General features: G+C 66.4%; 23 protein-coding genes. 12 read left to right on the top strand and 11 right to left on the bottom strand.

Annotated features, from left to right (window positions below):
• Positions 1-27: 27 nt before the first annotated feature.
• Positions 28-579, top strand: a complete 552-nt coding sequence (locus KHO22_RS07330) for a surface-adhesin E family protein (protein ID WP_211946572.1) — start codon at positions 28-30, stop codon at positions 577-579.
• A gap of 27 nt (positions 580-606) precedes the next feature.
• On the opposite strand, the gene KHO22_RS07325 is transcribed toward KHO22_RS07330, so the two are convergent.
• Positions 607-1,017, bottom strand: a complete 411-nt coding sequence (locus KHO22_RS07325; protein WP_211946436.1) for an RT0821/Lpp0805 family surface protein — start codon at positions 1,015-1,017, stop codon at positions 607-609.
• Positions 1,018-1,255: 238 nt separating this feature from the next.
• Between KHO22_RS07325 and KHO22_RS07320 the strand changes: the two genes are divergently transcribed.
• The 3 genes from KHO22_RS07320 to mdoH all read left to right on the top strand — a co-directional run bounded on the left by KHO22_RS07320 (position 1,256) and on the right by mdoH (position 6,146).
• On the top strand, positions 1,256-1,630 hold the full coding sequence (locus tag KHO22_RS07320) for a hypothetical protein (protein ID WP_211946435.1): 375 nt from the start codon (positions 1,256-1,258) through the stop codon (positions 1,628-1,630).
• A 356-nt stretch (positions 1,631-1,986) separates the two neighbouring features.
• A complete protein-coding gene (locus KHO22_RS07315) occupies positions 1,987-3,588 on the top strand; it encodes a glucan biosynthesis protein G (RefSeq protein WP_275950836.1) in 1,602 nt (533 codons plus the stop codon).
• A complete protein-coding gene (gene mdoH / locus KHO22_RS07310; RefSeq protein WP_211946433.1) occupies positions 3,561-6,146 on the top strand; it encodes a glucans biosynthesis glucosyltransferase MdoH in 2,586 nt (861 codons plus the stop codon). The genes KHO22_RS07315 and mdoH overlap by 28 nt, the downstream gene beginning before the upstream one ends.
• Positions 6,147-6,199: 53 nt before the next feature.
• Here the strand turns inward: mdoH and KHO22_RS07305 are convergent, their stop codons facing one another.
• On the bottom strand, positions 6,200-6,787 hold the full coding sequence (locus KHO22_RS07305) for a hypothetical protein (protein ID WP_211946432.1): 588 nt from the start codon (positions 6,785-6,787) through the stop codon (positions 6,200-6,202).
• Positions 6,788-7,155: 368 nt separating this feature from the next.
• Here KHO22_RS07305 and KHO22_RS07300 point away from each other — a divergent pair, with 368 nt between their 5' ends.
• Positions 7,156-8,376, top strand: a complete 1,221-nt coding sequence (locus KHO22_RS07300; protein WP_211946431.1) for a Bcr/CflA family multidrug efflux MFS transporter — start codon at positions 7,156-7,158, stop codon at positions 8,374-8,376.
• 3 nt (positions 8,377-8,379) lie between these two features.
• Here the strand turns inward: KHO22_RS07300 and KHO22_RS07295 are convergent, their stop codons facing one another.
• Both KHO22_RS07295 and KHO22_RS07290 read right to left on the bottom strand, forming a co-directional pair.
• Complete coding sequence (locus tag KHO22_RS07295; protein ID WP_211946430.1) at positions 8,380-9,207, bottom strand: mechanosensitive ion channel family protein; 828 nt, start codon at positions 9,205-9,207, stop codon at positions 8,380-8,382.
• 190 nt (positions 9,208-9,397) lie between these two features.
• Positions 9,398-10,600: an ammonium transporter gene (locus tag KHO22_RS07290; protein WP_211946429.1), complete on the bottom strand. Its 1,203-nt coding sequence runs from the start codon at positions 10,598-10,600 to the stop codon at positions 9,398-9,400.
• Positions 10,601-10,632: 32 nt separating this feature from the next.
• On the opposite strand from KHO22_RS07290, the gene KHO22_RS07285 reads away from it, so the two are divergent.
• From KHO22_RS07285 to KHO22_RS07270, 4 genes are all read left to right on the top strand, one after another.
• Positions 10,633-11,094 (top strand): hypothetical protein, encoded by a 462-nt coding sequence (locus KHO22_RS07285; RefSeq protein WP_211946428.1) that lies wholly within the window; start codon positions 10,633-10,635, stop codon positions 11,092-11,094.
• Between the two features lie 25 nt (positions 11,095-11,119).
• Positions 11,120-11,401 (top strand): HU family DNA-binding protein, encoded by a 282-nt coding sequence (locus KHO22_RS07280; RefSeq protein WP_008651272.1) that lies wholly within the window; start codon positions 11,120-11,122, stop codon positions 11,399-11,401.
• A 198-nt stretch (positions 11,402-11,599) separates the two neighbouring features.
• Positions 11,600-12,085: an acyl-CoA thioesterase gene (locus KHO22_RS07275; RefSeq protein ID WP_211946427.1), complete on the top strand. Its 486-nt coding sequence runs from the start codon at positions 11,600-11,602 to the stop codon at positions 12,083-12,085.
• Positions 12,086-12,092: 7 nt separating this feature from the next.
• On the top strand, positions 12,093-12,566 hold the full coding sequence (locus tag KHO22_RS07270) for a CreA family protein (protein WP_211946426.1): 474 nt from the start codon (positions 12,093-12,095) through the stop codon (positions 12,564-12,566).
• Positions 12,567-12,596: 30 nt separating this feature from the next.
• Here the strand turns inward: KHO22_RS07270 and KHO22_RS07265 are convergent, their stop codons facing one another.
• The 4 genes from KHO22_RS07265 to KHO22_RS07250 all read right to left on the bottom strand — a co-directional run bounded on the left by KHO22_RS07265 (position 12,597) and on the right by KHO22_RS07250 (position 17,111).
• Positions 12,597-14,345, bottom strand: coding sequence for a class I adenylate-forming enzyme family protein (locus tag KHO22_RS07265; RefSeq protein WP_211946425.1), 1,749 nt, complete (start codon positions 14,343-14,345; stop codon positions 12,597-12,599).
• 135 nt (positions 14,346-14,480) lie between these two features.
• The gene (locus KHO22_RS07260) at positions 14,481-15,245 is read right to left on the bottom strand and encodes an SDR family oxidoreductase (protein ID WP_211946424.1); all 765 of its coding nucleotides are present in this window, start codon (positions 15,243-15,245) and stop codon (positions 14,481-14,483) included.
• Positions 15,246-15,456: 211 nt separating this feature from the next.
• Positions 15,457-16,302: an arylamine N-acetyltransferase family protein gene (locus KHO22_RS07255; protein WP_211946423.1), complete on the bottom strand. Its 846-nt coding sequence runs from the start codon at positions 16,300-16,302 to the stop codon at positions 15,457-15,459.
• Between the two features lie 14 nt (positions 16,303-16,316).
• Positions 16,317-17,111: a Crp/Fnr family transcriptional regulator gene (locus KHO22_RS07250; protein ID WP_211946422.1), complete on the bottom strand. Its 795-nt coding sequence runs from the start codon at positions 17,109-17,111 to the stop codon at positions 16,317-16,319.
• Between the two features lie 175 nt (positions 17,112-17,286).
• Here KHO22_RS07250 and KHO22_RS07245 point away from each other — a divergent pair, with 175 nt between their 5' ends.
• Positions 17,287-17,784, top strand: a complete 498-nt coding sequence (locus KHO22_RS07245; RefSeq protein ID WP_211946421.1) for an Mpo1 family 2-hydroxy fatty acid dioxygenase — start codon at positions 17,287-17,289, stop codon at positions 17,782-17,784.
• 30 nt (positions 17,785-17,814) lie between these two features.
• Here KHO22_RS07245 and KHO22_RS07240 read toward each other — a convergent pair whose 3' ends face one another.
• Genes KHO22_RS07240 through KHO22_RS07230 form a run of 3 tightly spaced genes read right to left on the bottom strand, consistent with a single transcriptional unit; the run spans position 17,815 to position 20,230 of the window.
• Positions 17,815-19,149: a sensor histidine kinase gene (locus KHO22_RS07240; protein WP_211946420.1), complete on the bottom strand. Its 1,335-nt coding sequence runs from the start codon at positions 19,147-19,149 to the stop codon at positions 17,815-17,817.
• Positions 19,150-19,157: 8 nt separating this feature from the next.
• A complete protein-coding gene (locus KHO22_RS07235) occupies positions 19,158-19,832 on the bottom strand; it encodes a response regulator transcription factor (protein ID WP_211946419.1) in 675 nt (224 codons plus the stop codon).
• Between the two features lie 20 nt (positions 19,833-19,852).
• On the bottom strand, positions 19,853-20,230 hold the full coding sequence (locus tag KHO22_RS07230) for a PepSY domain-containing protein (RefSeq protein WP_211946418.1): 378 nt from the start codon (positions 20,228-20,230) through the stop codon (positions 19,853-19,855).
• A gap of 108 nt (positions 20,231-20,338) precedes the next feature.
• Here KHO22_RS07230 and KHO22_RS07225 point away from each other — a divergent pair, with 108 nt between their 5' ends.
• Together KHO22_RS07225 and KHO22_RS07220 are read left to right on the top strand one after the other, a co-directional pair.
• Positions 20,339-20,584 (top strand): hypothetical protein, encoded by a 246-nt coding sequence (locus tag KHO22_RS07225; RefSeq protein WP_211946417.1) that lies wholly within the window; start codon positions 20,339-20,341, stop codon positions 20,582-20,584.
• A 300-nt stretch (positions 20,585-20,884) separates the two neighbouring features.
• A complete protein-coding gene (locus KHO22_RS07220) occupies positions 20,885-21,346 on the top strand; it encodes an HU family DNA-binding protein (protein WP_211946416.1) in 462 nt (153 codons plus the stop codon).
• Positions 21,347-21,452: the final 106 nt, after the last annotated feature.

Below are 21,452 nucleotides of genomic sequence, written 5' to 3'. Positions count from 1 at the left end.
TTTTCCCGTCAATTCGAGGGCGATGCAATGTTTTTCCGCGTTTTTCGAAGCGCCGCCTTGTTGTTAGGCTGCGCTCTGGGCATGGCGGCCCACGCTCAGGCCGGGGCCGGCTACGATAGCCGTCCCGCCGCTGCCGCCGGCCTGTACCAATGCCAGCAGCCATCGGGAGACACGGTCTTCCGCTCCACGCCACGCGAAGGCTGTACCGTTGTCGCCGCGCCGGAAGGGGCGGCTCCAGACCCGCAGCGCTGGCTCGCGCTGATGGGCGCCAACGGCGTGATCTCGTACTTCGACCAGGCCGCCGTCAAGCGTGCCGGGCCGGAGGTCGGCGTGGTGGTGATGCGCAACGCGCCGAGCGGGGTGATCCGTACCACGAACGGCGAACCGATCCGGTCCTCGCTCAAGCGCATGGTGCTCAACTGCGCATCGTCGATGGTGGCCGTGGTGGAGCAGACGCTCTACAGCAAACGCTTCGCCCGCGGCGAGGCGCTCTACACGATCCGCTCGCAATCTTCACGGTTCCAGCCCGCTGCCTCCGGGTCGGTGGCCTCGGAGCTGATGCGCCGGCTGTGCCACTAGGGGACAGACCCTAAGGGCCGGTCGCGGTTATTCAGCGACCTGGCGTGACTTCCACTTGCCGTCCTTCTGCTTGCAGAACCAGCCGCTCCAGTGCTCTTCGGCGGTGCCGCGCTTGAGATCGGTCTTGAGTCGGCGGCACGATTGGCCCTGGTCGGTCTTGCTCGTGACCGGGGTCAGCGTGCCGGCCAGCGCCAGGCGCTTGCCGGTGGCGGGAAACTCCCAGTCAATCGACTGACCGTCCGCAGTGTCGTTCAAGGCCTTGCGGACGGACTTGGCGAACGATGTCGCCTCATCATTGTTCATCTTGCCGATGATGGTGCCGGACAGGTAGTTGTCGAAGTACGCCCGGGCGGGGGCCGTCACGGCGAACATCAGCGTGGCGCCCAGTGCGCTGGCCAGGGCAACGGTGGGGAGGCGTCGGGCTTGCCGAGACAGCATGGTGGTTCCTTTTTCTGTTCGTTGGCGCGGCGTGCCGTCGCGCGGGCCAGTGCATTGTAAGCCCAACTATCGCGGCAATGACCGCTGGCGGCGCCTCTCGCGCCGCTTGTGCGGTGGCGTGGTTGACAGGCGATTTTCACTGGCCTAGCGTTGATTGTTGCCACTGATGCCTGCCGCGACGCCATCCGCCTCGGCAGGCAGCGTGGCACAACGCGCAATCACCGCGAGAGGAGTCCCCATGAAGCTGCGCCACCTTACCCTCGGCCTGGCCCTCGCCGCCGCGTTTGGCGTCGTGCATGCCCAGTCGCCGGCCGCCAAGAGCGGAAAGTTCGATCCGTACACGGACGGCGCCAAGGCTGGCAAGTTCGACACCTATACCGACGGCGCCAAGACCGGCAAATTCGATGTCTATACCGAAGGCGCGAAGTCTGACAGCATGACATCGCTGGCCCCCGGCGCGCGTACCGACCAACTCCAGCCAATCGAAGGCGCAAACCGGGTTGGCAAGTCTGACCCGTACACGGACGGCGCCAAGACCGGCAAATTCGATACCTATACCGACGGCGCCAAGAGCGGCAAGTTCGACACCTACACCGACGGCGCGAAGCAGTAGCGCTTCGTAGCTGGCCGGATCAAACGCCGCGCGGCAGTTGCCGCTGTCCGCGCGGTGTGACGCGGACGTCCGCGGTGCCGGCGCGATGCGCCGTTCCCGTGGCAGGGGTTTCATTTTGTTGCAAACCTTGCGTGATCGAAACGTGACTTTTGCGTCTCGAATTGTTAAGGTTTATTGCACTTCGCACCCAAGCGAGACCGAGCCGGCTGGCTCGGTTTTTTCGCGCCCCGGGCCGGCCGTGACTGTCGTGTCAGGTCTGTCTCTTGCTTGGTGGATCCCTGAGCCGTCCCCCAGGTCGTCCGCCATTCCGGCCGCAAGAGCCGGTTGCACCGTCCACGCTTCCAATCTGGGCATTCATGTCATCAAACGCCACGCTAAGCCTGTCCGAACCATTGCCAGCACGGCCTTCCGGCCTTGCCCGCTGTCGCGGGACCTCGGCCGGCGCGGGTGCGCGGATGGCGCGGTGGCTGGGTGGCGGCGCGCTCGCCTTGCTTGCCGTGGCGGCGCATGCCTTCGATTTCGATACGGTTGCGGCGCGGGCGCGCCAGCTGGCGGCCTCTCCCTACAAGGCAGCACAGCAGAACCTGCCGAGTGAACTGCGCGAACTGTCCTACGAGCAGTACCGCGAGATCGAGTACAAGCCGGACCGGTTTGCCTGGCGCAATGCGCGCCTGCCGTTCGAGCTGTCGTTCTTCCACGAGGGCATGGTCTTCGACCAGCCCGTGCGCATCCACGAGGTGGTCAGCGGCAGCGTGCGCGAATTCCGTTTCGATCCGGCCGCGTTCAACTATGGTCCGCACAAGGTCGACGCCGCGCGGCTCAAGGGCCTGGGCTTCGCCGGTTTCCGCGTGCTGTATCCGCTCAACCCGGGCAAGCGCAAGGATGAACTGGCTTCGTTCCTCGGCGCGAGCTACTTCCGCGCGCTCGGCAAGGACCAGTGGTACGGGCTGTCCGCGCGCGGACTGGCCGTGGACACCGCGCTCAATTCGGGCGAGGAGTTTCCTCGCTTCGTCGAATACTGGATCGAGCGGCCCTCCGCATCGGACAAGCAACTGACGATCTATGCGCTGATGGATTCGCGCCGTGTGAGCGGGGCCTATCGCTTTGTCATCAAGCCAGGCGAAGAGACCTCGATGGAGGTCAAGTCGCGCCTGTTCCTGCGCGAGAACGTGACCAAGCTTGGCCTGGCGCCGCTGACCAGCATGTACCTGTTCGGCGAGAACCAGCCGCCTTCGCAGCCCGACTTCCGCCCGGAAGTGCATGACTCCGACGGGCTTTCGATCCATCTCGGTACCGGGGAATGGGTCTGGCGGCCACTGGTCAATCCGAAGCGCCTGCTGGTGACGTCGTTTTCCGCTACCAATCCGCAGGGCTTCGGGCTGATGCAGCGCGACCGCAGCTTCGCCAACTACCAGGAAATCGGCGCGTGGTATGAACGGCGGCCGAGTGGCTGGGTGGAGCCGCGCGGCAACTGGGGCTCGGGCAGGGTGGAGCTGGTGCAGATCCCGACGCCGGACGAGACCAACGACAACATCGTGGCGTACTGGGTGCCCGACAACCCGCCCAAGCCCAGGCAGCCGTTCGACTACGAATACCGCCTGATGTGGCAGAAGGATGGCGAGCAGATGCCGCCGCTGTCGTGGGTCACGCAGACGCGCCTGGGGCAGGGCCTCACGCGCAAGCAGGACGACACTAGCTTCTCGCTGGTGGTGGATTTCGAAGGCCCGGCCTTCCGCAAGCTGCCGGCCGATGTGCGCATCGACCCGGTGGTCTCGGCCGATGCCAATGCCGAACTGATCAAGACGTCGGTGCAGCGCAATGACGCCACCGGCGGCTGGCGCATGACCATGATGATGCGCCGCAAGGATGTCAACAAGCCGGTTGAGTTGCGCGGCTATCTTCGCAACGGCAATACAACCTTATCCGAGACGTGGAGCTACATCTTACCCCCAGGCTAAAGCAGCGACCGGCCCAGGCGGCGGCATGCGAGCGCTATGTCGACCGCCTGCCCGTATCCTCTGAATTGCGCACGGAACTGCTGGCCGATCCGCCTGCGCCCGCTACCGGCGGAATCGCCATCGATCCGCGCGACGCCCAGGCTGCGATCGAGCAACTGCAGTCCAGGCTGTCGGCGCGCGAACCGGCCAGGGATGAACCGCCTGCGCCGGGCGGTCCGACCTACGCCTCGGTCGCGCGGCGTTTCTCGCTGGCCTATGGCAATCCGCAAGCCGCCGGCGAACCCTTGCTCAAGCGCAGAGCCGATGGCACTGTCCACGTCGACACCGGACCCGAGCCGGAACGCAGCTCGATGGTGCCGCGCCAGTGGCCGCCGCATATCGTCACCGGCTGGCTGCGCAATACCTGGCGCCGCATGCTGGGCCGCCCGCAGATCCCCGAAACCTGGGACACCCTGCACGATGGTCCCGATGCCGAAGGCAAGTGGCATCCCGCCGGCTCGCATCGGCGCTGGTTCCTGCTGGGGCTGGTGATCGCACAGACGGTGCTGGCCACGTACTTCATGACCAGGGTGCTGCCGTACCATGGCGCCGATCCGCTCGAGATCGCGATCCTGGTCCTGTTCGCGGTGCTGTTCTCGTGGGTGTCGGCCGGCTTCTGGACCGCCATGATGGGCTTCCTGGTGCTGGCCAAAGGCGGCGACCGGCACCTGATCTCGCGCTCCGCCGCGCCCGATGCACCGCTTGCGCCCGATGCGCGCACGGCAGTCATCATGCCGATCTGCAATGAGGACGTGACCCGTGTCTTCGCCGGCCTGCGCGCGACCTACGAATCGCTCGAGCGCACGGGCCATCTTGCCAATTTCGATTTCATCGTCCTGTCCGACAGCGGCAACCCGGACCTGCGCACGGCGGAGGTCGACGCATGGATGGAAGTGTGCCGCGCGGTTGGCGGCTTCGGGCGGATCTTCTATCGCTGGCGCCGTCACCGGGTCAAGCGCAAGACCGGCAACGTGGCCGATTTCTGCCGCCGCTGGGGCAGCAAGTACCGCTATATGGTGGTGCTCGACGCCGACAGCGTGATGAGCGGCGATTGCCTGGCCACGCTGGTGCGCCTCATGGAGGCGAATCCGGGTGCGGGCATCATCCAGACCGCGCCGCTGGCCGTGGGGCGCGAAACCCTCTATGCGCGCGTGCAGCAATTCGCCACGCGCGTGTACGGTCCGCTGTTCACGGCGGGCCTGCATTACTGGCAACTGGGCGAGTCGCACTACTGGGGCCACAACGCGATCATCCGCGTCAAGCCCTTCATGGAACACTGCGCGCTGGCGCCGCTGCCCGGCCGCGGGCCGCTGTCGGGCGAGATCCTGTCGCACGACTTTGTCGAGGCCGCACTGATGCGCCGCGCGGGCTGGGGCGTGTGGATTGCGTATGACCTGCCGGGCTCGTACGAAGAGCTGCCACCGAACCTGCTCGACGAGGTCAAGCGCGACCGCCGCTGGTGCCAGGGCAACCTGATGAATTTCCGGCTGTGGCTGAAGCAGGGCTTTCACGTGGTGCACCGTGCCGTGTTCCTGACCGGGATCATGGCCTACCTGTCGGCACCGCTGTGGTTCCTGTTCCTGCTGTTGTCGACGGCGATGCTGGCCCGCCATGCGCTGGTGCCGCCCGAGTATTTCACGCAGCCTTACCAGTTGTTCCCGACCTGGCCCGAATGGCATCCGCAAAAGGCCCTGGCGCTGTTCTCGGCCACCGCCACGCTGCTGTTCCTGCCCAAGGTGGCCAGCGTGCTGCTGCTGGTGCGCCAGGCGCGCCAGTATGGCGGCTTGCCGCGCCTGGTGCTGAGCATGCTGATCGAGGTCGTGCTGTCCGCCTTGCTGGCGCCGACCCGGATGCTGTTCCACACCAAGTTCGTGGTGGCGGCCTACAGCGGCTGGGGGATCTCCTGGAAATCGCCCCCGCGCGAAGACGCCGAGACGACCTGGGGCGAAGCGCTGCGCCGGCATGGTTCGCACACCTTGCTGGGCCTCGCGTGGGGCGCGCTGGTGTACTGGCTGAATCCGTCGTTCGTGCTGTGGCTGTTGCCGATCGTGGGATCACTGGCATTGTCGATCCCGTTGTCGGTCATGTTGTCGCGGGTATCGTTCGGCCGCGCATCGCGCGAGGCCGGTCTGTTCCTGATTCCCGAGGAAGCCATGCCGCCGCGGGAAATCGTCGAAACGCAGCAACACGTGGAGCAAGTGGCCGAGACGCCCGACTTCGTGGATGCCGTGGTCGATCCGGTGACCAACGCGCTGATGTGCGCGACGGCGTCGGCCCGTGTCGTGCAGCCGGAATCCGCGAAGGAGCGCCACGCGGCACTGGTGCAACACGCACTGACGGGCGGCCCGCGCGCGCTGACGGCGTCGCAGCGGCATATCCTGCTGGGCGATCCGTTCGCGCTGTCAAAGCTGCATGAACTCGTCTGGGGATCGCCGCTGGCCGATGCCGGGTGGAAGGATATCCGGCTGCTGGTCCGGCGCGCGCCGAACGTGCTGCCGCTGCGTCCGCGCGTCGCCTGAACGGGGCAGGGGCGCGCAACCGCGGCGCTCCGCAATGACTTGCGCAGCGGTCCTTAGCGCAGGGCCGCGGTGCAGATCGGCGCGTTGATGTAGACGTCGCCGACGCGGCGTTCGCCGCGGTCGTTCCGTGTCATGTAGCGGAACATCATGCTGAGGCCCAGCTTGGTCAGGATTTCCACGTCGCGGTTGGCGCAGATATTGCGCTGCAACGGAGCCGCGTACTTGACCTCGAAGCTTGCAAGATCAAGCATCGGCCCACGGTAGTTGGTCAGCTCGAGCTGGAACAGCACGTGTTTGCCCGGTGTCGACTGGCAGCGCCGCAGGCGGGTCTCCCCATCGATCTCGATCGGCAGCGCGTCGTTGAGCTGGCGGCACGCGCGCGCCAGCACGCTGTCGGGCCGGTTGGTGTTGCGCAGCAGTTCAGGCACGCCCGCCGCGCCGGTATTCTGTCCGGTGGCCGCCCCCTTGAGCATGCGGGACAGTGCATCGGCTTCATCGAATACGGGCGCCGGCGCCGGTGCCGAGGCAGGCAGCGTGCGCAGCTGTGCCGGAGCGCAGTGCGCCGGCCAAGGCAGCAGCAGTGCAGCCGCGAGAGCGGCTGTGCCTAGCGTAGCGGTGAGCGGCGTGTGTCGTATTCTCATGCAGGATAACGTTGCCGGGGCAAACCTGTCGCCCATCTCTGCGCGGCCGCCGGTCTGTCGCGTAGACAGGGCCGACAGGCTCGCATTGTACCCTCCACCCCCATTCGCGTGAAAGCGGCGCCACACGTTAACACACGCGCAGCTCCGCGAAACTGCCAGTCAAACCAATACTGCCAAGATTAGGATATTTGTCGAACCCGTCGTTGGCGGGGCATGGCATTGCGCTGGTGCAGCCTGGCGGCAGATGCCACAAACATTGGATCTTTGTCATTCCAGCCAGATTTGTCATGCTGTGCAACAATTCGCGGTCTGGCGGCCGGCTGGCATGCGCTGCCGCCGCTGGCAAGGACTCCCCGGAACTGACACTGATGCCTCAATCCTCCAGCAGCCAGAAGGCTGCGCGCTTTCCCGCCTGGCTGTTGATCTGCGCCTCGCTGACGGCCATTGCGCCGCTGTCGATCGACATGTACCTGCCCAGCTTTCCGGCGCTGTCCGCGGACCTGCATGTGGATATCGGGCAGGTGCAGCTGACGCTGGGCACGTTCCTGGTGGGGCTGGCACTCGGGCAGGCATTCTACGGACCGATCAGCGACCGTTTCGGGCGCAAGCCGCCGTTGTATGTCGGCCTGGGCCTGTATGCGCTGGCCGCGGCCGGCTGCGCCATGGCGCGCAGCGTCGAGTCGCTGATGCTCTGGCGTTTCCTGCAGGCACTGGGCGGCTGTGCCGGCATGGTGATGGCCCGCGCGGTGATCCGCGACCGGCTCGATGCCCATGAATCGGCCCGGGCATTCTCGTCGCTGATGCTGGTGATGGGGCTGGCGCCGATCCTGGCGCCGATCATCGGCGGCGCCATCCTGAGTACCCTGGGCTGGCGTGCCATCTTCTGGTTGTTGACGCTTGCGGGCGTGCTGATCCTGGCGCTGGTGCACTTCCGCATGGAGGAGTCCCTGCCGCGTGAACGCGCCGCGCAGCTGCATCCCGGTGCGGTGGCGGCAAACTATGCCGAACTGCTGCGCGACCGCGAATTCCTGGGCTATTCGCTGGCGGCCGGGTTCGGGCAGGCCGGCATGTTCGCCTATATCGCGGGATCGCCGTTCGTGCTGATCGAGCTCCACGGCATCGACCCGTCGCACTATGGTTTTGTATTCGGTGCCAATGCGCTCGGGCTGATCGCCATGTCGCAACTGAATTCACGCCTGGTGCACGGGCGCACGCTTGACCAGGTGCTCGGGCGCGCGGTGCTCGCACCATGCGCGGCGGGCCTGATGCTGGCGGCCGCGGCGCTGGCCGGCGTGCTGGTGCTGCCCGTGCTGCTGGCCGGCTTCTTCGTCTTTATCGGTGCGCTGGGTTGCATCACGCCCAATGCGTCGGCGCTGGCACTGACGCATCAGGGGCATCGCGCCGGCACGGCCTCGGCGCTGATGGGGACGCTGCAGTTTTCACTGGGCACCGTGGCCGGCGCCGCTGTCAGCCTGTGGCATGACGGCACGGCCATGCCGCTGGCCGTGGTGATGGCCGTGTGCGGTGTCGGGGCAGTGGCGTTGCGCGCCTGGGGAAGCGCAGGGCCGTCGACGGCTGCAGCGGCTTGAGCGTCAGGCGGCGGCGTTCTTCACGACCACCATCTGCGCCGGCATGGGCGAGGCATAGCCCGCCTGGCCAAAGCTTTCGCGAATGATGCGATTGCTGTCGAAATAGACCTGCCAGTAGTGGTCGTTGTGGCAGTACGGACGTACCGCCAGGACCGGCCCGACCAGCGTGAATTCGAGGATCTCGACGTCGACCGGCGGATCGGCCAGGACATTCGGAATCGCGCCGATACGCTCCTTGAGCAACGCCACCGCGGCGGCCGCGTCGGTGCTGCCGGCAAGCTGGGCCTTCAGATCCACGCGGCGGAACGCGTTGATGCTGAAATTCTGGATGGTGTCCGAGAAGATCTTGTTATTGCCGATCACCGTCAGGATGTTGTCCGGCGTGTCGAGGGTCGTGGCGAACAGGCCGATCTCGCGCACCGTGCCGGTGACCCCGCCGATGGTCACGAAATCTCCGACCTTGAAAGGCCGCAGCACGACCAGGAAAGCGCCGGCCGCGAAGTTGGCCATCAGGCCCGACCAGGCCATGCCGATGGCCACGCCGGCGGCAGCGATCAATGCCGCGAAGGTCGTGGTCTGGATGCCGAAGTAGCCGAGGATGCCGATCACCAGGACCACGTTCAGCGCAACCGTCACGATCGAGCCGACGTAGCGCAGCAGGGTCGGATCCACCTGCTGCCTGCCCAGCGCGCCCTGGACCATGCGTACCACGACATGGATCAGCCAGCGGCCGATGATCCAGAAGGCCAGCGCGGCGAGGACCTTGACCCCGAATTCCGTGGCATAGGCAATCACCACGACCTTCAACTTCTCCAACGTTGACGCATCCATCGGCATTCCCCTGGTCTGTTGGCCGGCTTTGGGCCGGCACGCAACGAAGAACTGCGAAGACTGTCTGGCAAATCTTGCACGCTGGCGCGGCGCAAGATGACGGGCACGGCAATTATTGCCATGCCGTCCGGGGAAGTTCAAGAAAAGAATTGTCAGGAACGGCGCCTGCGCGCGCGTTCCTGCGGGGGACTTACCAGTTGGTTTCGCGCTCGGGCGTGGCCGAGATGCGATGCAGGGTCAGGTCGGCGCCGTTGAACTCGGCTTCCGCATCGAGACGGATGCCCACCAGCTTCTTGAGCGTGCCATAGACGAGCGTGCCGCCCGCCAGGGCGATCACGATGCCGAGCAGGGTGCCGATCAGCTGCGCGCCCAGCGAAACACCGCCGATGCCGCCCAGCGCGTGCGTGCCGAAGATGCCGGCCGCAATGCCGCCCCAGGCGCCGCAAAGCCCGTGCAGCGGCCACACACCGAGTACATCGTCGATGTGCCATTTGTTCTGCGCGAGCGTGAACAGGTGGACAAACAGCACGCCGGCCACGGCGCCGGTGATCAGCGCGCCGAGCGGATGCATCAGGTCGGACCCGGCGCAGACGGCGACCAGGCCTGCCAGCGGGCCGTTGTAGGCGAAGCCCGGGTCGTTGCGGCCGGCCCACCAGGCGGCCAGCGTGCCACCGGCCATGGCCATCAGCGAATTGATGGCGACCAGGCCGCTGATCTTGTCCACGGTCTGCGCGCTCATGACATTGAAGCCGAACCAGCCCACCGCCAGCACCCATGCACCCAGTGCCAGGAACGGGATATTCGACGGCGGATGCGCGCTGATGCGGCCATCCTTCTGGTAACGGCCCCGGCGTGCGCCGAGCAGCAGTACCGCGGGCAGGGCAATCCAGCCGCCTACCGCGTGGACCACGACCGAACCGGCGAAATCGTGGAACGGGGCGCCGGTCACGCTGGTGATCCAGTCCTGGATGCCGAAACGATGATTCCAGGCAATGCCTTCGAAGAACGGATAGACAAAGCCAACCAGGACAAAGGTCGCGAGCAGCTGCGGATTGAAACGCGAGCGTTCGGCAATGCCGCCCGAGATAATCGCGGGAATGGCCGCGGCAAAGGTCGCCAGGAAAAAGAACTTGACCAGTTCGTAGCCGCTCTTTTGTGCCAGCGTATCGGCGCCGGCCATGAATTGCACGCCGTAGGCAACGGTATAGCCAATAAAGAAATAGGCAATGGTGGAAACCGCGAAGTCCACCAGGATCTTCACCAGCGCATTGACCTGGTTCTTCTTGCGCACCGTGCCCAGTTCCAGGAAGGCGAAGCCGGCGTGCATGGCCAGCACCATGATTGCGCCAAGCAGGATGAACATGGCGTCGGTGCCAGTCTTCCAATTGTCCATAGGTTCCTCATGCTCAAAATGGGAGCATGGGTATGCAAAAACCATTCCAGAACTGGCTGCATGCTGGTGCCGATTGCACCGCCGTGGTGGGATTCGCACCGGATTGCCACCAGGCGGGCGCAATTTCAGGCGGCGGCGTGGTGCAGCCAGATATTTCGAACCGAGCGGAACGGCCGGCGCGCGCCACAATGATGCAGCCGGAATGGGTTGTCATGAACCGTGACGGTGCATTGCACCATAGCGGTGAATCGCGGGTGCGGCCCGGCCATGCTGTCGTGACCGGGCGACAGGCGGGCGCTGTCCACTTGCGCTCCCGGCAGAAATCACGCAGGCAAAACGGCCGGAACAGAGGGCAAAATCTCCCGCTATCCGGCCTCAAGCAAGGATTTCCGGGTTTTTTCGTTGCATTGGTGCCACTGGGGATTGCCCAAGGCGCGAAGGGCAGATTAGACTGCGCCGATCGATGCAATGCCTGCTGGCAGATACATCGGTGACGACGACCAACAAGGGAAATCAGCCATGAATAAAGGTGAACTGGTATCGGCCATCGCCGCGGAAGCAGAACTGAGCAACGCCGCAGCCGAGCGTGCGCTCAACGCAGCGCTGGACAGTATCAAGAAGGCAGTGGCCAAGGGTGATTCGGTAACGCTGGTGGGTTTTGGCAGCTTCAGCTCGGGCAAGCGCGCCGCCCGCACGGGCCGCAACCCGCGCACGGGGGAAACGATCAAGATTCCGGCAGCGAAGACCGTCAAGTTTTCTGCTGGACAGGGTTTCAAGGACGCCGTGAACAAGAAGAAGTAAGCTGTCTGCGTCCGGAGTAGCGAGAGAGCGGCCTGTCGGGCCGCTTTTTTTGTTGGCGGCGTGGTGGCCCGATGCCGCGCGCGTGGCGCTCCGGCCATATCGGGCGGCTACCCGTGCCGCGCCCGCTCCGGGGCCCCCCGAGCGCCGGTTTACGGGTTACACTGCCGCGCCTCGGCCCCCGCAATCTGCACCATCATCATGAACGACCAGTCCCACCAGCTTTCCATGACCGTGCTGATGACGCCGGACATGGCCAATTTCTCCGGCAACGTGCACGGCGGCACCATCCTCAAGTACCTGGACATGGTGGCCTATGCCTGCGCCAGCCGCTATGCCGGCCGGTACGTGGTCACGCTGTCGGTGGACCAGGTGGTGTTCCGCCAGCCCATCCACGTCGGTGAGCTGGTGACCTTCCTGTCCTCGGTGAATTTCACCGGACGCAGCTCCATGGAAATCGGCATCAAGGTGGTGACCGAGAATATCCGCAGCAAGCTGGTGCGCCACACCAACAGCTGCTATTTCACCATGGTGGCTGTCGACGACAATGGCGCGCCGGCCGAGGTGCCACCGCTGGAGCCGCGCGACGAGGTCGAGCGCCAGCGCTTTGCGGCGGCCCAGCAGCGCCGCGCACTGCGCCAGGAAATGGAAAAGCGCCACGACGCCATCAAGGTGAGCGGGAGCTGATCCGGCCATGGCCCGCGTTCATTCCCTGCTTGCCGGTGCCTGCCTTGCGGTGGCCGGCGCCCATGCGATGGCCGAGGAAATTGGCAGCGTCAATACCAATTTCCGCATGACCGGCTCGGACAAGGTGGTCATCGAAGCGTATGACGACCCGATGGTGCAGGGCGTGACCTGCTACGTGTCACGCGCCCGCACGGGTGGCATCAAGGGCACACTGGGCATGGCGGAAGATCCGCCCGAGGCGTCGATTGCATGCCGTCAGGTAGGGCCGATCTCGTTCAAGGGGCCGCTGCGCCAGCAGGACGACGTGTTCTCGGAGCGCATGTCGATCCTGTTCAAGACCCTGCACGTGATCCGTGCCATCGACCGCAAGCGCAATACGCTGGTCTACCTGACGTATTCCGACCGCATCGTCAGCGGCAGCCCGCAGAACAGCGTGACGGCCGTGCCGGTGCCGGGCGATACCGCCATTCCGGTCAAGTAGCCGCCCGGCCATCCGACTGCCCGGCCCGGATCAGGTGTCTGGCCCGAACAGCTTGCGCAGATTCGATTTCAGGATCTTGCCGTTCGCATTGCGCGGCAGCAGGTCGGGCAGCACGATGATCCGCACCGGCACCTTGAACGCCGCCAGCCGCTGCGCGACAAAACCGCGCAGCTCGGCTTCGGTGGCGTGCAGGCCGGGCTTCAGGCTGACCACGGCCCCCGGTTCCTCGCCCAGCATCCTGTGCGGAATGCCGACCAGGGCGGCATCCATGACCGCCGGGTGCTCGTAGAGCGTGCTTTCCACCTCGATGCAGTAGATGTTCTCGCCGCCGCGGATCAGCATGTCCTTCATCCGGTCGACGATATAGAGGTAACCGTCTTCGTCGAGCCTGGCGATATCGCCAGTGCGCAGCCAGCCATCGGCAAAGGTCTGCGCGGTAGCCTCGGGCTTGTTCCAGTACCCGCGCACCACATTCGCACCACGCACCATCAGCTCGCCGGCTTCGCCGGCCGGCAGCGCACGGCCGCGGCCATCCACGACCTTCATTTCGCCAATCGGCAGGGCCGGGCCGCTGCTGTCCGGCCGCAGCACGTACTCCTCCGCGCTATGGCTCGTGAACGTGGCGGAGGTTTCGGTCATGCCCCAGCCGATGCCCGGCGCCGACTGCGGAACGGTTTCGCCGATGCGGCGCACGAGTTCCGGCGAGGCCGGCGCGCCGCCGTAGCTGATGCTTTCCAGCGACGACAGGTCGAAGCGCCCGCGCTCCGGATGCTCCAGCAGTTGCCAGGCGATGGTGGGCACGCCGCCGGCCGTGGTGCAACGCTCCCGCTCGATCAGTTCGAGCGCACGCAACGCATCCCAGCGGTGCATCAGCACGATCTTGCCGCCGGTCGCCAGCGCGCTGTTCAACACAGCCATGCATCCGGTCACGTGGAAGAACGGGACGGACAGCAACACGGCCTTCTGCGGCGCGGCCGGATCCGGCGAGGGAATTGGCTCACCGCGGCGCAGCAGGTTGCGCAGCGGGCTGAACAGGCCGGCCACGGCAACGCTGGTGGCATTGCGATGCGTGCCAAGCGCGCCCTTGGGCTTGCCGGTGGTGCCCGAGGTATAGAAGATCGTTGCGTCGTTTTCCGGCGCGATGTCCACGTCGGGAAGCGGTAGTTCGGGCAGCGTTGCCCAGGTCGCGGAGGGACCGGTCACGCTTTCCAGCGGCACGACCTTCGCCTCGCCACCCAGAGAGCCCGCGCGCGACACATAGACGCGCTCCAGCGCGGTGCAGTTGGGCAGATGCGCCGCCAGTCGATCCAGCCGTTCCGCGTCGACAATCGCCACGCGGCTGCCTGAATCGACCAGCCCGTATTCAAGCTCCGCTCCGCTCCACCACGCATTCAGCGGCGTGACGATGGCGCCGGTCAGCAGGGCGCCGTAGAACGCCACCGGCCATTCGGGCAGGTTGCGCATGGCGACTGCCACGCGGTCGCCCGGGCGGACGCCGTCGCGCACAAGGGCCTGTGCGACGTGCAGTGCCGCGCGCCGGAAGCCCGCATAGGTGACGCGCTCGTCTTCGTAGACCACGAAGGTACGCTCGCCGAAGGCTTGCGTGGCCTGGAACAGGTCGCGCAGCGTGGGCGGCGCGTTTTTCCAGACGGTGGTGGGAATGCCGCGGATGACGCGCGTTTCCGTTTCGAACGGAGCGCCCGGCGCGGTAAGCCGGGCGTGGGCCTCGGCCAGTGACATGGCTGGCCAGTTGCCGGCCGGCTCGAAATTGCTGGACATGACTGCCTCCCGGACTGCAATGCAGGTGGCGGACGGCGCAACGCGCCATCCTTGAGGGAAACGCAGGAAATGCAGGGAACAGCGGGGAACAACGGGCAAGGCTGGCAAGGCGGCGGCGCCGCCTTGCGTCAGGCATCAGATCGTGACACCGCCGTCGACGACCATGGCCTGGCCCGTCATGAAGGTGCTCGCCGCGGAGGCTAGGAAGACGGCCGCGCCGGCGATCTCGACCGGTTCGCCGATGCGGCGCAGGGGCGCGCCCTGGGTCGATTGCTTGTAGCGCTCGGGGTCTTCCCACAGCGCGCGGGCAAAGTCGGTCTTGATCAGTCCGGGCGCGATGCAGTTCACGCGCACATTGTGCGGACCGAACTCCACGGCGAGGTTGCGCGCGAGCTGGAAGTCGGCGGCCTTCGAGATGTTGTACACGCCGATGGTCGGCGAGCCGCGCAGGCCGCCGATGGACGAGACGATGATGATCGAACCGTCCTTGCGCTCGATCATCTGCGGCGCCACCATCTGGATCAGCCAGTGGTTCGAGATGACATTGTTGTCCAGCACCTTGCGGAACTGGTCGTCGGACACGCCGCTCATCGGGCCGTAGTACGGGTTCGATGCGGCGTTGCAGACGAGGACATCGATCTTGCCGAACGCGCGGTTGGTTTCATCGACGAGGCGCTGCAGGTCGTCCTTCGAAGAGATATTGGCCGGGATGGCGATCGCGGTGCCGGCGCCGTGGCGCGCATTGATGGCATCGACGACTTCCTGGCACGCTTCGATCTTGCGCGACGAAATGACCACTTTGGCGCCCTGGACCGCCATCTGCTCCGCAATGGCGCGGCCGATGCCGCGCGATGAGCCGGTCACGATCGCGACCTTGCCCGACAAATCGAACAATGACATGGAGTCTCCTGATATCGGGGCGGCCCGTCCGGGGCCTGCCTGTGTTCTGTTGGACAGCGCCCCTTGGGGCCTGCCGGCACATTATGGTTGGGGCCTTTGGGCCAGTCCACAGGGAAGCCACCGCCAGCGGGTCCATATCAGTATTCTTTCTGCGGGCAATGCGCGGCATGCATGAGTTCGCTGCCGGACAGCGCGCAGTGAGGGCAGGGATTCAGGCGTGCAGCAGCGCGGGCAGCACACGCCCGAGCCGGTCGCGCACTTCCGCGTCGAGTTCCAGCTGGAAGCGGTTGACGAGGGCGTCGATGACATCGTCGGCCGAAGCCAGCGTCTGCCGCCGCGAGCTGCCGTTCGCGCTGCGTTCCGCCAGGTCGCCGTTGGCGAGGGTCAGGCGCAAGTCGCCGTCGGTGCGGGCCAGCATGAGCCGCTGCGTGAAGATACTATCCGGGTGCGTGCTGATGTACCAGTTGCGCGGGATGAAATCGATCCACGGCTGCGGCGACAGGTCGAAACGGTAGACCTTGAGCCAGCCTTCCGCGCCGCGCACTTCCAGATCCTGGCAGTGGAACGCGCCAGCCATGGTGTCTTCCGGCGCCGCGACCAGGCGGTATGGGAACGACCTGGCAGGTGGCGTCGACATGGGCAGGGCCTGGTAAGGCGTGGGGCCGCCAAAGCCCACATCGGCAAGATAGCTGCGATGCGCTACTTCCACGCGCAGCAGCATGTGCGAAGCCAGGGTCTGGACCGTGTCGGCCACGCCCCAGCGCACGCGTGCGGCAAGCGGGGTCACGGCATAGCCCAGGGCCGTCAGCGCGGCAGCCAGCAGCGTGTTGAGCTCGAAGCAATAGCCGCCGCGCCGGCGCGTAACGAGCTTGTCGAAGACGGCGTCAATATCGATACGAACCGGGCTGCCCAGCAGCGGGTCGATGTTCTCGAACGGGATATGCGTGAGCTGCGCCGCGATCAGCGCGTCGAGCGCTTCCAGTGTGGGCGAGGGTGGGGTGGCGATGCCCAGGCGGGCAAGATAGGCGTCCAGGCGGTTGGGATCGAGCATGATCATGTCGCGTACCGTATTCAGTTGAGCGCTTCGAGTGCGGCAAGGTCCAGCAGTTCGACGCTGCCGTACCGCAGGCGCAGCAGGCCGCGCGATTCAAGCTCGCGCAGTGCCTGGTTGACCGTCTGCCGCGACAGGCCGAGCATCTGCGCAAGCTGTTCCTGCGGAATCTTCACGGTCTGGATCGCGGGGGGCGTAGCGGGGGCTGCGTCCTCCGCAGCGTGAGGCGGGTTGCCATAGCCGCGCGCAATGGCGGCCAGCCGGCGGGCAATGCGCGCGGCCGGCGGCAGCAGCTGCATTTCCTCGACATAGTCGAAGACCATCCGCGTCTTGGCGGCGAGCAACAAGCCGAACTCGCGCCACCATGCCGGGTGCTGCGCGAGCCGGCGCTCCAGGCTCGCGCGCGGGATATGCCACAGCAGCGCGGCGTGCACGGCGCGCGCGTCGTGGGTGCGCGGCAGCCCGTCGAACAGGCAGATTTCGCCGAACCAGGCGCCCGCTTCCAGCAGGCCGAGCAGGGCCGCCTTGCCGGACTCGCCGGCGGCATCGACTTGCATGGTGCCGCCGGCCACGCAATAGAGCCCGTCGAATGCGTCGCCGCGTGCAAACAGCATTTCTCCGGCGCCCAGCCGGCGCCATGCGCCATCCTCCAGAAGCGCCTGGCGCAACGCCTCCGGCAACTGGGAAAACCAGGGGCTCGCGTGCAGCGCGACAGCGGCGTCCGGGCGTGAATGTGCCGCACTGCCGCCGGGTGTGGCGCGGGGGATGCCTGACGGAGCGCGTGTGCCGCCGCCCGGAGGCTGAGCCATGCCCATGTTGTCTCCTGTCTTGTTCTGTTCGGGTTGAACCGTACTGCGCGGCGCGTCCGACTGTCAAAAATCAGACAGACGCCGCGGGACCCGCCCACTACTATAAATCGACAAGAACCCACAAGACAGCGAGGCGCCGGGGTTGCCGCATCCACCGGACCCGCGCACAAGGAGACGCCTCATGAAAACCCTGGTCGAGCATCTGGCCAACTACGCCGCCTATCACCGCGATTCGCGCAATGTCGCCACGCATTTCATCGGGATCCCGATGATCGTGCTCGCCGTCACCACGCTGCTGGGGCGGCCCGCCATGCCGCTGGGCGAAGGCCCGGCCCATCTCACGCCCGCCATGGTGGTGTACGCGCTGTCGTGCCTGTTCTACCTGCGCCTGTCAGCGGGCTTCGGCATAGCCATGGCGATAATCCTCGCGCTGTTCGTATACGCCGGCGCGCATCTGGCGGCGCTGCCCACCTGGGCATGGCTTGCCGCCGGCGTGGGGCTGTTCGTTGCGGGCTGGATCATCCAGTTCGTCGGCCACTACTATGAAGGCCGCAAGCCCGCCTTCGTCGATGACCTGGTCGGGCTGCTGGTCGGCCCCTTGTTCCTGGTGGCGGAAACCGCGTTCGCGTGCGGTCTGGCGACGGACACGCGCGACGCCATGCTGGCACGCACGTCCTGACACGGCTGCCTGCAACTCCTGCGGGGCCGGTCAGGCCATGCCGGCCGGCAGCCGCAGGCGCGCCGCCAGGCCGCCCAGCGTGCTGGTGCCCAGCTCCAGCGATCCTTCGTACATCGCCGCAATTTCGGTGACGATGGCAAGCCCGAGCCCGCTGCCGGCGGCGCTTTCGTCCAGCCGCCCGAAGCGGGCCGCGGCAAGCTCGCGCGCCTCGGGCGGCATGCCGGGGCCATCGTCTTCCACGAGGACTTCAAGTACCGCCGCCTCGGCATCTTCATGCAGGCGGATGCGTACCTGCGAACGTGCCCACTGGCAGGCGTTGTCGAGCAGGTTGCCGAGCATCTCCACTAGGTCCTGACGGTCGCCGGCGAAGTGTCCTTCGCCCTCCACGTCCATGTCGAGCTGGCGCGCAGCATGCAGGCGCGCCAGCGCGCGTGTCAGTTCACGCGCGGCGGGGCCTGCCTCGATACGCTGGCCACGTGCGGCCGCGGCGCCCGCCGCGCGGGCGCGGGCCAGGTGGTGGTCGACCTGCCGCCGCATGGCATCCACCTGGCGCGAGACGGCTGCGGCGGCCGGGTCCGGCAGGCTGACTGCCTCGTTGGCGAGCACCGCCAGCGGCGTCTTGACGGCATGGGCCAGGTCCGCCGCCTGCCGCCGCGACCGCTCCAGCGCCTGCGTGTTGTCGTCGAGCAGCGTGTTGATCTCGCTGACCAGCGGTTGCACCTCGGTTGGCCATTTTCCGCCGAGGCGGCGCTCGCGCCGCGCCTGCATTGCCGCCAGGGCTTGCCGCAGGCGCTTGAGCGGCGCCAGCCCGAAGCGCACCTGCGCGGCCACCGCCAGCAGCAGCCCCGCGCCAAGCGCGCCCAGCGACCAGGCCAGCATGGTGTTGAAGGCGCGCCGTGCCGCGCGCAACTCGGTGCGGTCCAGCGCCACGGAAACATCGACAGGCGTGTCGGATGAGGCCAGCACGATGCTGCGCGACACGACCAGCAGTGACTGCCGGTTCGGCCCGGCACGCACTTCCGCTGGCGTGCCGGCGACCTCGTGCACCGCCTTTTCCGGCATCTCGGTATCCCACAGCGAGCGCGATCGCAGCAGCGCGCCGGCTGCGCGCGCCTGCCAGTAGGCGCCGGAATAGGGGAGTTCATAGCGGGGGTCGGCGGGCGCGCGCGTCAGCTGCAGCCGGCCATCGGGGCTCCAGTCGAGCGCGGCCGTCAGGCTGGTGAGCTGGTGCTCCAGCTGGCGGACATAGGTGTCGTTGACATGCCGCTCGAACAGCGTCGACAGCATCCACCAGCTGGCGCCAAGCGCCGCGGCCAGCCACACGGCGGCCACGGCAAGCAGGCGCAGCGCCAGGGAGTTGCGCATATTGTTCTTTACACTCCGTCCGCAGCGGGCGGGCGCAGCCGGTAGCCCTGCCCACGCACGGTTTCGATCACGTCCACGCCGAGCTTGCGGCGCAGCCGGCCGATGAAGACCTCGATGGTGTTGCTGTCGCGGTCGAAGTCCTGCGCGTAGATGTGCTCGGTCAGCGTGGTCTTGCTGACGATGGCGCCCGGATGGTGCATCAGGTAGTCCAGCACCTTGAATTCGTGCGCGGTCAGCACCACGGCGGCGCCGTCCACGGTCACGGTGCCGGCGCGCGGATTGAGCTGGACAGGTCCGCAGGTCAGCTCCGGGGCCGGCATGCCGTGCGCGCGCCGGATCAGCGCGCGGATGCGGGCCTGCAGTTCCTCCATGCGGAAGGGCTTGGACAGGTAGTCGTCGGCGCCGGCATCGATGCCCTCGACCTTCTCGGTCCAGCTGTCGCGCGCGGTGAGGATCAGCACGGGAACGTTGACCTGTTCCGCGCGCCAGCGGCGCAGCACGCTCAGGCCATCCAGGCGCGGCAGGCCCAGGTCGAGGATCACCGCGTCGTAGGGCTCGTTCGCGCCGAGGTGCCAGGCGTCGAGGCCGTCGGCAGCCATGTCGACGGCATAGCCGGCCGCAGCCAGGCTCGCCTGGACCTGGCCAGCGAGCGTCGGTTCGTCTTCCACCAGCAGGATGCGCATGATGCGGGGCTCCGGATGCGTCAGGGCTGCTTGCGCGCCTGCTCGAGGTTGCGGCCTTTTGCCTTGAGCAGCGCACCGGTGCGCGCATCGTATTCCAGCTTGGCCACGGAGCCGCCCGGCAGCAGCAGCTTGACCTCGTACTGCCAGATGCCGTCATCGCGATCCAGTTCGACGCCGATGACATCGCCGGCGTACTGCTGCGACACCGCCGCCAGGATGCGCGACAGCGGCAGGATTTCGCCGGACTGCACGGCCGCGCGGGCACGGTCGGCATCCTTGTCGGCATGTGCCGGGCCGGCGATCCCGAGCGCAAGCGCAAGGGCGGCAGCGGCCAGCACGAACGCGGGTCGGCGCGCGTGGCGGGGCCGGGCAGGGCGAGGTGCGCGAATTCTGATCATGGCCTGAAGTTTGCATCAAAACGCCTGAACGCAGGCTGAACGGATGCCTCAGCCGGCGTTCAGGTGCCGTTCACGACAATGCTTGCCAACCGTTCCAGGAGTCCAGCCATGTCGCACGACCCGTTCCATGCATCCCTGTCACCGTCCCGACTGCCGCGCACGCCAGATCGGCGCGTGGCACTCCTGGCGACGGGCGCGCTGTTCTCGCTGCTCTGTGTTGCGAGCCTGTTCTGGATGCACGTCGACCTCGTGGCGCTGCTGCACGAGTGGTCGCGCGCCGATGCGAGCTTGCCGCTGATCGCGCTCGGCACCGTGGCAGTGGGCCCGCTGATTGCAGCCGGGCTCGGCGAATAGTGCCTGAAAAACAGAGTGCAACGAGCTTTGCCGGGGGCGTGTACCGCCGCGGTTTTCTTCCCGCCGAAGACGCCTGACAACGCGAAAGTGGGGGGACGTAATGCTCCTGCGCGTTCCCGCTGAGGTAAAGCCGCGACAAAACACGGGGTTTTCACGGGGTTTTGGTCATTGCGCGCATGAAAACCCTTTGATACACGGATGTTTCCGCTATGATTCAGTGGCGCCGGCATGGGGTATTGGCAACGCGATGCGAAGCCGTCGAACGGCCGGCTCTGATCTGTTCAACTCTCGTATATCGATATGGCGACCAAAGCGAAACCGACCGCGAAGACGACTGCAACCAAGCCCGCTGCCAAGAAGGCCGCGGCAACGAAGGCACCCGTGAAGGCTGCCGCCAAGAAGGCCGCGCCGGCCAAGAAGGCTGCTCCGGCTGCCGCGGTGACCCCGCGCCCGCTGAAGGACACCTTCAACAAGTCGAGCCTGGTCGCTCACCTGGTAGCCCAGACCCAGCTGGAAGCCAAGGCCGTGAAGACGGTGCTGGCCCACCTGGAAAACACCATCGTCAGCGCGCTGAACAAGAAGGGCGCAGGCGAGTTCACGCTGCCGGGCCTGCTGAAGGTGACCGCGCAGCAAGTGCCGGCCAAGAAGAAGCGCTTCGGCAAGGATCCGTTCACCGGTGAAGAGCGTTGGTTCCCGGCCAAGCCGGCCAGCGTCAAGGTGAAGGTTCGCCCGCTGAAGAAGCTGAAGGACGCTGCCGCCTGACCGGCCAGTCGATCCGCATGAGAAAGGAGCCGCTAGCCGGCTCCTTTTTTCGTTGGGCGCGGTATCGGCACCGCCCGGCACGTCGGGTCCGTCAGACTTGCCTTGA

The sequence above is a fragment of the Cupriavidus yeoncheonensis genome, assembly GCF_905397275.1.
Taxonomy (GTDB): domain Bacteria; phylum Pseudomonadota; class Gammaproteobacteria; order Burkholderiales; family Burkholderiaceae; genus Cupriavidus; species Cupriavidus yeoncheonensis.
This window is presented reverse-complemented; position numbering and strand designations above follow the sequence as displayed.